Genomic DNA, 14177 nt, shown 5'->3' with positions numbered 1-14177 from the left:
CCCGGAGCCGTCCGCCCGGCTCCGGGCACGAGCGCCCCGGCGCGGGCGAACCCGCCGCCCGGGACCCCAAGGGCCCGCCCCTACCGATCGGCCCCGCGCACTCACTGATCGTTCCCGTAACCCCACGGCTCAACTTGCGCCGTCCCGCAGGTCCCACCACGCACCGGCCCCGACCTTTCCGGAAGCCCGTCCGCCGCTTCCCGGAGCGGTGCGCGCGCCCTCCGGCCCGAGGCGGCCGGGCCCGGCCCCGAGGAGCCGGTACCAAGCGCCCCGGACGGGCATCTGTCCAGGTGGTGGGACTGCCGTCAACCGGATGTGAGACCTTTGCCCCGTGCCGGATACCATCGGAGAGCCTGATGCGACGGCCCCTCCGCCTCGGAGACGACCGTCACCGCCACCGCTTCAGAAGGAGGCCGCTCGCGTGAGTGTGCTCGACGAGATCATCGAGGGAGTCCGCGCAGACCTCGCCGAGCGGCAGGCGCGCGTCAGCCTCGACGAGCTCAAGGAGCGGGCCCTCAAGGCGCGCCCGGCCCTGGACGGTGTGGCGGCTCTCAAGGGCGACAGCGTCCGGGTGATCTGCGAGGTGAAGCGCTCCAGCCCCTCCAAGGGCGCGCTGGCCGCGATCGCCGACCCGGCGGGCCTGGCCGCCGACTACGAGGCGGGCGGCGCGGCCGTCATCTCCGTCCTGACCGAGCAGCGCAAGTTCGGCGGCTCGCTGGCCGACCTGGAGGCCGTGCGGTCCCGGGTGGACATCCCGGTGCTGCGCAAGGACTTCATCGTCACGGCCTACCAGCTGTGGGAGGCGCGCGCCTACGGCGCCGACCTGGCGCTGCTGATCGTCGCCGCGCTGGAGCAGGACGCGCTGGTCTCGCTGATCGAGCGGGCCGAGTCGATCGGGCTGACGCCGCTGGTCGAGGCGCACGACGAGGAAGAGGTCGCCCGGGCGGTGGACGCCGGGGCCAAGATCATCGGCGTGAACGCCCGCAACCTCAAGACGCTGGAGGTCGACCGCGGGAACTTCGCGCGGATCGCCCCCGAGATCCCCGACCACATCGTGAAGATCGCCGAGTCGGGCGTGCGCGGACCGCACGACCTGATCGCGTACGCCAACGACGGCGCCGACGCCGTGCTGGTCGGCGAGTCGCTGGTCACCGGCAAGGACCCGAAGACCGCCGTCGCCGACCTGGTCGCCGCCGGCTCCCACCCGGCCATCCGGCACGGACGGGGCTGACCCCGCCATGACCGCCGCCCGCGCCGGCCGCCCGGAACCGGGCCCGCACCCGTCCCGCGCCAGGGTGCGCGCCGCGGCCGATGCCGCGCGCGCCCCGCACGCGGCGCTCGGGCGCGGCTGCCGGCCACGCGGCTGCCGCGCGCCCGCCCGGCGGGTGCTGGGGCGGCGGGTCCGCTATCACATCGGCTCGGAGCCGGGGCAGATCAACGGGCGCCGATGGCGCCACGGGGCCGCGCGCTAGCCGCGAACCGAACCGGTGCGCCGTGTGCCGGTGAGCCGTGCGTCGATACGTATACGCCGGTGGACCCCGCCCGCGCGGGGACCGTCCGTGCGGAAACCGCCCGCGTCCGGCTCGCACCGCACCACCCGCACCGGCAGCGTTCGTCCGTAGGCCGCTCGAAGCGGCAGCATCCGTCCGTACGCCGTCCAGATGGGCAGCGTTCGTCCGTATGCCATCCGGACACGCGGCACCTCCGTACGCGATCGCCACGGGACACCCCCGCAAGCGATCCGTGCGGACCGTCGGCACCCCCGCGCGCACACGCCCCCTCCCGCCCGCTCACGTATTGGCACGCACCGCCCCGTACGCCCGTAAGGGACCCGGCGCGGCCGTGCCCCGTGACCGGTGCCCGCTCAGCCACCCACACCCACACACCGAGACTTCCGGGGCGTCAGCCCCGGCCGAGGAGTACGCCGGATGTCTTCCGACTTCTTCATCCCGGACCCGGAGGGTCAGATCCCCAGCGCCCAGGGGTACTTCGGTGCCTTCGGCGGCAAGTTCATCCCCGAGGCGCTGGTCGCCGCGGTGGACGAGGTGGCCGCCGAGTACGAGAAGGCCAAGGCGGACCCCGCCTTCGCGGCCGAGCTGGACGAGCTGATGGTGAACTACACCGGCCGTCCCAGCGCGCTGACCGAGGTGCCGCGGTTCGCCGAGCACGCCGGGGGAGCCCGGGTGTTCCTCAAGCGCGAGGACCTGAACCACACCGGTTCCCACAAGATCAACAACGTGCTCGGGCAGGCCCTGCTCACCAAGCGCATGGGCAAGACCCGGGTCATCGCCGAGACCGGCGCCGGCCAGCACGGCGTCGCCACCGCCACCGCCTGCGCGCTGTTCGGCCTGGAGTGCACCATCTACATGGGCGAGGTCGACACCGAGCGCCAGGCGCTCAACGTCGCCCGGATGCGGATGCTCGGCGCCGAGGTCGTCCCGGTGAAGTCCGGCAGCCGCACCCTGAAGGACGCCATCAACGAGGCGTTCCGCGACTGGGTGGCCAACGTGGACCGCACCCACTACCTCTTCGGCACGGTCGCCGGCCCGCACCCCTTCCCGGCGCTGGTCCGCGACTTCCACCGGGTCATCGGCGTCGAGGCGCGCCGCCAGATCCTGGAGCGCGCCGGGCGGCTCCCGGACGCGGCGCTCGCCTGCGTCGGCGGCGGCTCCAACGCCATCGGCCTCTTCCACGCCTTCCTCCCCGACACCGGCGTCCGCCTGATCGGCTGCGAGCCGGGCGGCCACGGCCTCCCCTCCGGCGAGCACGCCGCCACGCTCACCGCGGGCACCCCGGGCATCCTGCACGGCTCGCGCTCCTACGTCCTCCAGGACGAGGACGGCCAGATCACCGAGCCGTACTCGATCTCGGCCGGACTGGACTACCCGGGCATCGGCCCGGAGCACTCCTACCTCAAGGACGTCGGCCGCGCCGAGTACCGGGCGGTCACCGACGACGACGCGATGCAAGCACTGCGGCTGCTCTCGCGCACCGAGGGCATCATCCCGGCCATCGAGAGCGCGCACGCGCTGGCCGGGGCGCTGGAGGTCGGCCGCGAACTGGGCCCGGACGGGCTGCTGCTGGTCAACCTCTCCGGCCGCGGCGACAAGGACATGGACACCGCCGCGCGGTACTTCGGCCTGTACGACGGCGCCGGCGCGGACGAGCAGAGCAGCACGGACCAGGGGGCGAAGTGATGGCGGGCAACGTGGAACTGCTGGGTTCGGTCCTGGCCGCGGCCAAGGAGGAGGACCGGGCCGCGCTGGTGGGCTACCTCCCGGCCGGTTTCCCGACCGTGGACGGCGGCGTACGGGCGGTCACGGCGATGATCGAGGGCGGCTGCGACGTCGTGGAGATCGGGCTGCCGCACAGCGACCCGGTCCTGGACGGCCCGGTCATCCAGACCGCCGACGACATCGCGCTGCGGGGCGGCGTCAAGATCGTCGACGTGATCCGCACGGTCCGCGAGGTGCACGCCGCCACCGGCGCGCCCGTGCTGTGCATGACGTACTGGAACCCCATCGACCGCTACGGCGCCGAACGGTTCGCGGCCGACCTCGCCGAGGCGGGCGGCGCCGGCTGCATCCTGCCGGACCTGCCGGTCGAGGAGTCCGAGGTGTGGCGCGCCGCCGCCGAGCGGCACGGGCTGGCCACGGTCTTCGTGGTCGCGCCCAGCAGCCGGGACGAGCGGCTGGCGAAGATCACCGCGGCGGGCCGCGGCTTCGTCTACGCGGCCTCGCTGATGGGCGTCACCGGCACCCGCGAGTCCGTCGGCCGGGAGGCGCGGGACCTCGTCCGGCGCACCCGTGCGACGACCGAGCTGCCGGTGTGCGTCGGGCTGGGCGTCTCCAACGCCGAACAGGCCGCCGAGGTGGCGCAGTTCGCGGACGGGGTGATCGTGGGCTCGGCCTTCGTCAAGCGGCTGCTGGACGCGGGCGACGACCTGGAGGCCGGGATCGCGGGGGTGCGCGAGCTCGCCGGGGAACTGGCGGCCGGGGTGCGCAAGCGCGGGTAGCACCGGCTCCCTGGGGGCGGCCGTCGTCCGGCGGTCGCCCCCAGGGACGGGCGGGGCCCCGGGACGCCTCTGAGGGCGGCACCGCCCCGTCCCCCGTTCGAGCGAACAACCGCGCGGGAGGCGCGCGGGCGCACCCGCACCTCGTTGTCCAGGGTTGTGAACGAGAAGAACCCAGACGCCAGGAGCAGCGCCCGCGAGCGGCTGCAGGCACAGCGTGAGAAGGAAAGGTCGCGCGACCGGCGCGGACGGCAGCTCAAGGCCGCCGGGGCGGTCGCGGCGGTGCTGGTGGTCGCCGGCGGGATCGCCCTGTGGGTGGTGTCCGCGCAGGACGACGACGGGAGCGCGAAGACGGTCGCCGTACCGAAGGGCACCGAGGGCGGCGACAAGCCCGTGGTCCCGGTCGGCGACGGCAACGCCCCGTCCACCCTCGTGGTGTGGGAGGACTTCCGCTGCCCGGCGTGCGCGCAGTTCGAGAACGGTTTCCGCGACACCGTGCGCGAGCTGGAGGACGCCGGGCGGCTCAAGACCGAGTACCACCTCGTGACGATCATCGACGCCAACATGAACGGCAAGGGCTCGGTCACCGCGGGCAACGCGGCGCTGTGCGCCCAGGACGCCGGGAAGTTCCGCGACTACCACGACGTGCTGTACCGCAACCAGCCCCCCGAGACCCAGGACCGCTTCGCCGACAAGAAGTACCTGATCCAGCTCGCGAAGAAGGTGGACGGGCTGGTGACCGACCGATTCACCCAGTGCGTGGAAAAGGGCACGTACGACGGCTTCGTGGAGAAGTCCAACGACGCGTTCGCCGGCTCGGGCTTCCGCGGCACCCCCACCATCCTGCTCAACGGCAAGAACCTGGCCGAGGTGGACGGCGGCCGGGTCACCCCGGACAAGTTCAAGAAGATGGTCGAGGACACCGGCCAGGGCAAGAACCCGGGGCGCGGCGCCTCACCGACGTAAGGAGCGGGCGCCGGACCGGCCCGGCGCGGGGGAGGCGTCGCCGCGGGCCCCGAGACCGCCCCCGCCCCGGTCCGGCCCCTCCCGGAGCGGGGAAACCGTCTCGCGAGGCATCCCCGCGCGGGCCGTCCCCAGGCCCCCGAACAGGCCCGATCCCCTCCGGCGACCGGCCGCCGCGGCCCCGCCCCGGAGGTGGCGGTCGTTACGCAGCCGTTGTCGGGTGGGTTGCCGTCCCGCCCACCCGGCGCGGTAGCGTCGTCCCTGCCATGGACCTCGCATTCATTCCCAGCCCCTCGGTCGGCGTCGTGCATCTCGGCCCGATCCCGCTGCGCGGCTACGCCTTCTGCATCATCATCGGCGTCTTCCTCGGCGTCTGGCTCGGCAACCGGCGCTGGATCCAGCGCGGCGGCCGGTCGGGGACGGTCGCCGACATCGCCGTGTGGGCGGTGCCCTTCGGGCTCGTCGGCGGTCGCCTCTACCACGTCATCACGTCGTACGAGCCGTACTTCGGCAAGGACGGCCACCCGCTGGACGCCCTCAAGGTCTGGGAGGGCGGCCTCGGCATCTGGGGCGCGGTGGCGCTCGGCGCCCTCGGCGCCTGGATCGGCTGCCGCCGGCGGGGCATCCCGATGCCCGCGTACGCGGACGCGCTGGCGCCGGGCCTCGCGCTGGGCCAGGCCGTCGGCCGCTGGGGCAACTGGTTCAACCAGGAGCTCTATGGGCGGGCCACCGACCTGCCGTGGGCGCTGAAGATCGACCCGGACCCGGCCATCGGCCGCGTCGGCGGCACCTACCACCCGACGTTCCTGTACGAGTCGCTGTGGTGCGTCGGCGTCGCCGTGCTGGTCATCTGGGCCGACAAGCGGTTCCGGCTCGGGCACGGGCGGGCCTTCGCGCTGTACGTGGCCTCGTACTGCGCGGGCCGGGCGTGGATCGAGTACATGCGCGTGGACGAGGCGCACCACATCCTGGGCCTGCGGCTGAACGTCTGGACGTCGCTGATCGTCTTCGTCCTGGCCGTGGTCTACATGGTGGTCTCGGCGAAGAAGGCGCCGGGCCGCGAGGAGATCGTCGAGCCGGGCGCGCAGGACGCCGACGGCGAGGACGGGGACGAGGACGGGCAGGCGAGCGGCACCCGGGCGGTGAAGCTCCACAAGGGCGCCCAGCGGACGAAGGACGGTCCGGCGGACGGGAACGGCTCCGGGAAGACGGCCTCGGCCGCGTCGTCCTCGGCCGCGTCATCCGCGTCGTCCTCCGGGAAGGGCGGGGCCAAGCCCGCCGGGAGCGGCGGCAAGCAGTCCTGACGCGGGCCCGGACACCGACCGTCCGGACCGCGACGCGCACGGCCACCGGCCGCGGCACCCGAAAGGGGCCGCGGCCTTCGTGCTGCCGGGCCCGGGACACGGGGTCACGGGGCGCGGGGTCGCGGGCGGGAGTCGTGCCGGAGCCCGGCCCGCGCGGCGTCCGCAGCGGCGGTCTCCCCGGCATCCCGCACACGCCGGAATCCCCCCAGAACGGCCGTGTGACCCGGATCACAGATCATCGTCGCCGATAAAACCGCAGGTCAGAGAGGTAAGTTCGGCCTTCCTTGCTAGCGCGGGGTGGCAACGGGCACATATTTTCGAGGTGTTGGAGGGGGAAGTGCCGCAATCGGCCCACACCTCGCAAGAAGGGAGCAGGTCCCTACATGTCCGTCATGGAAGTCATGGACGCTTCGGCGCCCACGCACGCCGCCCACCGCGACAACCACACCCACCGGGATGTGAACGGCGGCTGGCTGCGCCCCGCCGTCTTCGGGGCCATGGACGGACTGGTGTCCAACCTTGCGCTGATGACGGGTGTGGCCGGCGGGGCGGCCTCGCAGCAGACCATCGTCATCACGGGGCTGGCGGGTCTGGCGGCCGGTGCCTTCTCGATGGCGGCGGGGGAGTACACCTCGGTCGCCTCCCAGCGGGAACTGGTCCTCGCGGAGCTGGAGGTGGAGCGCGCCGAGCTGCGCAAGCACCCCAAGGACGAGCAGGCGGAGCTGGCCGCGCTGTACGAGTCGCGCGGGGTGGAGCCGGAGCTGGCCCGGCAGGTCGCCGAGCAGCTCTCGCGCGACCCGGAGCAGGCGCTGGAGATCCACGCCCGCGAGGAGCTGGGCATCGACCCGTCCGACCTGCCCTCCCCCGCGGTGGCCGCCGTGTCGTCCTTCGGGTCCTTCGCGCTGGGCGCGCTGCTGCCGGTGCTGCCGTACCTGCTGGGGGCGTCCGCGCTGTGGCCCGCGGTGCTGCTGGCACTGGTGGGGCTGTTCGGCTGCGGTGCGGTGGTGGCGCGGGTGACGGCGCGGTCGTGGTGGTTCAGCGGGTTGCGCCAGTTGGCCCTGGGGGGCGCCGCCGCCGGTGTGACGTACGTCCTGGGCGCGCTGATCGGCACCGCCGTAGGATGACGGCCTATGCGTTCCAGCGCATAATTTTCGTGTTACTTCGCGGTTTCGTTTTCGCCCCGGCCGGGCATAAGGCCGGGGCGCTGTGGGCAGAGCCGCCCGTCGACACGGCCCTCCGGAGCAGGATCCTCCTGCCGTGTCCCTGACACACCGCTATGAACGGTGTCCGCATGCTGGAAGGCTCAATCCGCTTTTCGAGAAACGAGCCATCCTGTAACCTGCACGAAAATTTTCGCGGAGGGCCAACGTCGTCCCTCGGCAGCACCGAATGCCACGACGACGTTGGGAGAGCCGATGCGTTCCGCGTCCACGCACTCCGCGACCACCGGTAGCGCCAGCGCCGCCTGGTCGCCCCTGGACGGGCGCCCCGCCCCGCAGGGGATGTACGACCCGCGCAACGAACACGACGCCTGTGGCGTCGGTTTCGTCGCGACGCTCACCGGCAAGGCCAGCCACGCGCTGGTCGAGCAGGCCCTCACCGTCCTGCGGAACATGGAGCACCGCGGGGCCACCGGCTCCGAGCCCGACTCCGGTGACGGCGCCGGCATCCTGCTCCAGATCCCCGACGCGTTCTTCCGAGAGAACGTCGCCTTCGGCCTCCCCGAGGCCGGCGCGTACGCGGTCGGCATCGCCTTCCTGCCGTCCGACGCCCAGGATGCGGCCGACGCCGTCTCGCGCATCGAGACGATCGCGGGCGAGGAGGGGCTGGAGGTCCTGGGCTGGCGCGAGGTGCCGGTCGCCCCCGAGCTCCTCGGCAACGGCGCCCGCGCCACCATGCCGTCCTTCTCGCAGCTCTTCGTCACCGATGGGACGCACACCGGCCTGGCCCTGGACCGCAAGGCGTTCGCGCTGCGCAAGCGCGCCGAGCGGGAGGCGGGGGTCTACTTCCCCTCGCTGTCCGCCCGGACCCTGGTCTACAAGGGCATGCTGACCACCGGTCAGCTGGAGCCCTTCTTCCCGGACCTGTCCGACCGCCGGTTCGCCACCGCCATCGCGCTGGTGCACTCCCGGTTCTCCACCAACACCTTCCCGAGCTGGCCGCTGGCGCACCCGTACCGCTTCGTCGCGCACAACGGCGAGATCAACACGGTGCGCGGCAACCGCAACTGGATGCGCGCCCGCGAGTCCCAGCTCGCCTCGAAGCTGCTGGGACAGGGCCGCGAGGACCTGGAGCGGCTGTTCCCGGTCTGCACGCCGGAAGCCTCCGACTCCGCCTCGTTCGACGAGGTCCTGGAGCTGCTGCACCTGGGCGGGCGGTCGCTGCCGCACGCGGTCCTGATGATGGTCCCCGAGGCGTGGGAGAACTCCACCTCCATGGACCCGGCCCGGCGCGCCTTCTACCAGTACCACTCCACGATGATGGAGCCCTGGGACGGCCCGGCCTGCGTCACCTTCACCGACGGCACCCAGGTCGGCGCGGTTCTGGACCGCAACGGCCTGCGCCCCGGCCGCTACTGGGTCACCGACGACGGCCTGGTCGTGCTCTCCTCCGAGGTCGGCGTGCTGGACATCGACCCCGCCAAGGTCGTCCGCAAGGGCCGCCTCCAGCCCGGCCGGATGTTCCTCGTCGACACCGCCGAACACCGCATCATCGAGGACGACGAGATCAAGGCCGCGCTCGCCGCCGAGCAGCCCTACGAGGAATGGCTTCAGGCCGGCCTGATCGACCTGGCCGACCTGCCCGAGCGCGAGCACATCGTGCACACCCACGCCTCGGTCACCCGCCGCCAGCAGACCTTCGGCTACACCGAGGAGGAGCTGCGCGTCATCCTGGCGCCGATGGCCCGCACCGGCGCCGAGCCGATCGGCTCCATGGGCACCGACTCGCCGATCGCGGCCCTCTCCGAGCGCCCCCGGCTGCTGTTCGACTACTTCACGCAGCTCTTCGCGCAGGTCACCAACCCGCCGCTGGACGCCATCCGGGAGGAGCTGGTCACCTCCCTGATCTCCTCGCTCGGCCCGCAGGGCAATCTGCTGGAGCCCACCGCGGCCTCCTGCCGTAGCGTCACCCTGCCGTTCCCGGTGATCGACAACGACGAGCTGGCCAAGCTCGTCCACATCAACGCCGACGGCGACATGCCGGGCATGAAGGCCGTGACCCTCTCCGGCCTCTACCGCGTGGCCGGCGGCGGCAAGGCGCTCGCCGACCGGATCGCCGAGATCTGCGCCGAGGCCGACGCCGCCATAGAGGACGGCGCCCGCCTGATCGTGCTCTCCGACCGCCACTCGGACGCCGAGCACGCGCCGATCCCGTCGCTGCTGCTGACCTCCGCCGTGCACCACCACCTCATCGGCACCAAGCAGCGCACCCAGGTGGGCCTGCTGGTCGAGGCGGGCGACGTGCGCGAGGTGCACCACGTGGCGCTGCTCATCGGCTACGGCGCCGCCGCCGTCAACCCGTACCTGGCGATGGAGTCGGTCGAGGACCTGGTGCGGGCCGGCACCTTCCTGCCCGCGGGCACCGACCCGGCCGTCGCCATCCGCAACCTCATCAAGGCGCTCGGCAAGGGCGTCCTGAAGGTCATGTCCAAGATGGGCATCTCGACCGTCGCCTCCTACCGGGGCGCGCAGGTCTTCGAGGCCGTCGGCCTGGACGAGCACTTCGTGGACCGGTACTTCCACGGCACCACCACCAAGATCGGCGGAGCGGGCCTGGACGTCGTCGCCCAGGAGGTCGCCGCCCGGCACGCCAAGGCGTACCCCGCCTCCGGCATCGCCGCCAGCCACCGCGCGCTGGAGATCGGCGGCGAGTACCAGTGGCGCCGCGAGGGCGAACCGCACCTGTTCGACCCGGAGACGGTCTTCCGGCTCCAGCACTCCACCCGCGAGCGCCGGTACGACATCTTCAAGCAGTACACGGAGCGGGTGAACGAGCAGTCCGAGCGCCTGATGACGCTCCGCGGCCTGTTCTCCTTCGCCTCCGGCCGGCCCTCGATCCCGCTGGACGAGGTCGAGCCGGCCAGCGAGATCGTCAAGCGGTTCTCCACCGGCGCCATGTCCTACGGGTCCATCTCCCGCGAGGCCCACGAGACGCTGGCCATCGCCATGAACCGGCTCGGCGGCAAGTCCAACACCGGCGAGGGCGGCGAGGACCCCGAGCGCCTGTACGACCCGGAGCGCCGCTCGTCCATCAAGCAGGTCGCCTCCGGCCGGTTCGGCGTCACCAGCGAGTACCTCGTCAACGCCGACGACATCCAGATCAAGATGGCCCAGGGCGCCAAGCCCGGCGAGGGCGGCCAGCTCCCCGGCCACAAGGTCTACCCGTGGGTCGCCAAGACCCGGCACTCCACCCCCGGCGTCGGCCTCATCTCGCCCCCGCCGCACCACGACATCTACTCCATCGAAGACCTCGCCCAGCTCATCCACGACCTGAAGAACGCCAACCCCAAGGCGCGCATCCACGTCAAGCTGGTCTCCGAGGTCGGCGTCGGCACCGTCGCCGCCGGCGTCTCCAAGGCGCACGCGGACGTCGTCCTCATCTCCGGCCACGACGGCGGTACGGGTGCCTCGCCGCTCACCTCCCTCAAGCACGCCGGCGGCCCCTGGGAGCTGGGCCTGGCCGAGACGCAGCAGACGCTGCTGCTCAACGGCCTGCGCGACCGCATCGTCGTGCAGACCGACGGCCAGCTCAAGACCGGCCGGGACGTGGTGATCGCCGCCCTGCTCGGCGCCGAGGAGTTCGGCTTCGCGACCGCCCCGCTGGTCGTCTCCGGCTGCGTCATGATGCGCGTGTGCCACCTGGACACCTGCCCGGTCGGCATCGCCACGCAGAACCCGGTGCTGCGCGACCGGTTCAGCGGCAAGGCCGAGCACGTCGTCAACTTCTTCCAGTTCATCGCCGAGGAGGTCCGCGAACTGCTGGCCGAGCTGGGCTTCCGCACGCTCCAGGAGGCCGTCGGCCACGCCGAGCTGCTGGACACCAGCCGGGCCGTGGACCACTGGAAGGCCCAGGGCCTGGACCTCGCCCCGCTGCTGCACGTCCCCGAGCTGCCCGCCGGCGCGGTCCGGCACCGGACCACCGCCCAGGACCACGGCCTGCAAAAGGCGCTGGACAACGAGCTGATCGAGCTGGCCGCCGACGCGCTGTCCGCCGACACCCCCGAGGCCGCCCGCCCGGTCCGCGCCCAGCTCCCCATCCGGAACATCAACCGGACGGTCGGCACCATGCTCGGCCACGAGGTCACCCGGAAGTTCGGCGGCGCGGGCCTGCCCGAGGACACCATCGACCTGACCTTCACCGGGTCGGCGGGCCAGTCCTTCGGCGCGTTCCTGCCCAAGGGCGTCACCCTGCGCCTGGAGGGCGACGCCAACGACTACGTCGGCAAGGGGCTGTCCGGCGGCCGGATCGTGGTCCGCCCGGACCGCGGCGCCGACCACCTCGCCGAGTACTCCGTCATCGCCGGCAACACCCTCGCCTACGGCGCGACCGGCGGCGAGATGTTCCTACGCGGCCGGGTCGGCGAGCGGTTCTGCGTCCGCAACTCCGGCGCCACCGTCGTCTCGGAGGGCGTGGGCGACCACGGCTGCGAGTACATGACCGGCGGCCACGCCGTCGTCCTGGGCGAGACCGGCCGCAACTTCGCCGCGGGGATGTCGGGCGGCGTCGCGTACGTCATCGACCTCGACCCCGCCAACGTCAACCAGGAGCTGACGAGCGCCGTCGGCCCCCTGGACGACGCCGACCGCGCGTGGCTGCACGACGTCGTGCGCCGCCACCAGGAGGAGACCGGCTCCACCGTCGCCGCCAGGCTCCTCGCCGACTGGGACACGGCCGCCGGCCGGTTCCGCAAGGTCCTCCCGGCCACCTACAAGGCCGTGCTCGCCGCCAAGGACGCCGCCGAGCGAGCCGGACTCAGCGAGTCCGAGACCCACGAGAAGATGATGGAGGCGGCGACGCATGGCTGATCCCAAGGGCTTCCTGACCACCGACCGCGAGGGCGCCACCAGCCGTCCCGTCGGCGAACGCGTCCGGGACTGGAACGAGGTCCACGTCCCCGGCTCCCTGCTGCCGATCATCGGCAAGCAGGCCGGGCGCTGCATGGACTGCGGCATCCCCTTCTGCCACAACGGCTGCCCGCTGGGGAACCTCATCCCCGAGTGGAACGACTACGCCTACCGCGACGACTGGCGGGCCGCCGGCGAGCGGCTGCACGCGACCAACAACTTCCCGGAGTTCACCGGCCGCCTGTGCCCCGCGCCCTGCGAGGCCGCCTGCGTGCTCGGCATCAACCAGCAGCCGGTGACCATCAAGAACGTCGAGGTCACCATCATCGACAAGGCGTGGGACAACGGGGACGTCACCCCGCAGCCCCCCGAGCGCCTCTCCGGCAAGACCGTCGCCGTCATCGGCTCCGGCCCCGCCGGGCTGGCCGCAGCCCAGCAGCTCACCCGGGCCGGCCACACCGTCGCGGTGTACGAGCGCGCCGACCGCGTCGGCGGCCTGCTGCGCTACGGCATCCCCGAGTTCAAGATGGAGAAGCGGCACATCAACCGCCGCGTCGAGCAGATGCGCGCGGAGGGCACCAAGTTCCGCACCGAGGTGGAGATCGGCCGCGACATCGACGCGGCCAAGCTGCGCAAGCGCTACGACGCCGTCGTCATCGCCGCCGGCGCCACCACCTCCCGCGACCTGCCGGTGCCCGGCCGCGACCTCAAGGGCATCCACTTCGCGATGGAGTACCTGCCGCTCGCCAACAAGGTGCAGGAGGGCGACCTGACCGTCTCCCCGATCACCGCCGCGGGCAAGCACGTCGTGGTCATCGGCGGCGGCGACACCGGCGCGGACTGCGTCGGCACCGCCCACCGCCAGGGCGCCGCCTCCGTCACCCAGCTGGAGATCATGCCCAAGCCCGGCGAGGAGCGGAGCCCCGGCCAGCCCTGGCCGACCTTCCCGATGCTCTACAAGGTCACCTCCGCCCACGAGGAGGGCGGCGAGCGGGTCTACTCCGTCTCCACCACCCACTTCGAGGGCGACGAGGACGGCAACGTCCAGTGGCTGCACCTGATCGAGGTCGAGTTCAAGGACGGCAAGCTGGAGCAGAAGCCCGGCACCGAGCGGAAGATCCCCGCCCAGCTCGTCACCCTGGCCATGGGCTTCACCGGCACCGACCGGAAGAACGGCCTGGTGGAACAGTTCGGCCTGGAACTGGACGCCCGCGGCAACATCGCCCGCGACGCGGAGTTCGCCACCAACGTCCCCGGCGTCTTCGTCGCCGGCGACGCGGGCCGCGGCCAGTCCCTGATCGTCTGGGCCATCGCCGAGGGCCGCTCCGCCGCCCGCGCCGTGGACCGGTACCTGACGGGGGCCAGCATCCTGCCCGCGCCGATCCGGCCGACCGATCGGGCGTTGACGGTGTGAGACGCGGTACGGCGGCGGACGCGGGGTGTCCCGCGCCGGGCGGACTTCGATGACGAGGCTCCGCACCAGGTACCAGGCCCGCTGCCGTACGAGCCGGTAGGGCGGACGAAGATCACGTACCCGCCTGCCCTAGGCTGATCCGACGTGCCGGGCGCCGCGTCCACCGCGCGCCCGAGGCCGTCCCCAGATGTCCCGTACAACGTCGTGCGGAACAATGCGGCGCCTGCTCCCACTCCCCGACCAGGAGGGCAGGCGCCGCGCCTTTGTTTTTGCGGGGTGGGGCGGCGGGCTGCTGTGAGGGGGGTGCGCCTTGTAGTAGAGGACAGTGCGCCTTGTGGTGACGAGTCCGGGCCCCGCTTCGGCGAGGGGTGCGGGCCACGGACGGTGTGCCCTGTAGGTCCGCGGCCCGCCCCGCCACG

Annotated in this window: 9 protein-coding genes; all 9 read left to right on the top strand. The window is 72.6% G+C overall.

Features of this window, described 5'->3' with window-relative positions:
- Positions 1 to 421 precede the first annotated feature (421 nt).
- Positions 422 to 1231 carry an indole-3-glycerol phosphate synthase TrpC gene (gene trpC / locus ABZX96_RS37070; RefSeq protein ID WP_355553766.1) on the top strand — a complete coding sequence of 270 codons (810 nt, stop codon included), beginning with the start codon at positions 422 to 424 and terminating at the stop codon, positions 1229 to 1231.
- A 7-nt stretch (positions 1232 to 1238) separates the two neighbouring features.
- Positions 1239 to 1472: a tryptophan synthase subunit(beta) gene (locus tag ABZX96_RS37065; RefSeq protein WP_355553764.1), complete on the top strand. Its 234-nt coding sequence runs from the start codon at positions 1239 to 1241 to the stop codon at positions 1470 to 1472.
- A gap of 456 nt (positions 1473 to 1928) precedes the next feature.
- Positions 1929 to 3197: a tryptophan synthase subunit beta gene (gene trpB / locus ABZX96_RS37060; RefSeq protein WP_355553761.1), complete on the top strand. Its 1269-nt coding sequence runs from the start codon at positions 1929 to 1931 to the stop codon at positions 3195 to 3197.
- The gene (trpA, locus tag ABZX96_RS37055) at positions 3197 to 4015 is read left to right on the top strand and encodes a tryptophan synthase subunit alpha (protein WP_355553758.1); all 819 of its coding nucleotides are present in this window, start codon (positions 3197 to 3199) and stop codon (positions 4013 to 4015) included. Before trpB ends, trpA begins: the two co-directional genes overlap by 1 nt.
- Positions 4016 to 4171: 156 nt before the next feature.
- On the top strand, positions 4172 to 4978 hold the full coding sequence (locus ABZX96_RS37050) for a thioredoxin domain-containing protein (protein WP_355553755.1): 807 nt from the start codon (positions 4172 to 4174) through the stop codon (positions 4976 to 4978).
- A gap of 263 nt (positions 4979 to 5241) precedes the next feature.
- Positions 5242 to 6279 carry a prolipoprotein diacylglyceryl transferase gene (gene lgt / locus ABZX96_RS37045; protein WP_355553752.1) on the top strand — a complete coding sequence of 346 codons (1038 nt, stop codon included), beginning with the start codon at positions 5242 to 5244 and terminating at the stop codon, positions 6277 to 6279.
- A 392-nt stretch (positions 6280 to 6671) separates the two neighbouring features.
- On the top strand, positions 6672 to 7403 hold the full coding sequence (locus ABZX96_RS37040) for a VIT1/CCC1 transporter family protein (RefSeq protein ID WP_355553769.1): 732 nt from the start codon (positions 6672 to 6674) through the stop codon (positions 7401 to 7403).
- 291 nt (positions 7404 to 7694) lie between these two features.
- The gene (gltB, locus tag ABZX96_RS37035) at positions 7695 to 12305 is read left to right on the top strand and encodes a glutamate synthase large subunit (RefSeq protein ID WP_355553750.1); all 4611 of its coding nucleotides are present in this window, start codon (positions 7695 to 7697) and stop codon (positions 12303 to 12305) included.
- Complete coding sequence (locus ABZX96_RS37030; protein WP_355553747.1) at positions 12298 to 13758, top strand: glutamate synthase subunit beta; 1461 nt, start codon at positions 12298 to 12300, stop codon at positions 13756 to 13758. Before gltB ends, ABZX96_RS37030 begins: the two co-directional genes overlap by 8 nt.
- Positions 13759 to 14177: the final 419 nt, after the last annotated feature.

This window comes from Streptomyces sp. NPDC003077 (genome assembly GCF_040611095.1).
GTDB lineage: Bacteria > Actinomycetota > Actinomycetes > Streptomycetales > Streptomycetaceae > Streptomyces.
The sequence above is the reverse complement of the archived record's forward strand: the minus strand, read 5'-3'. Positions and strand labels throughout refer to the sequence as shown.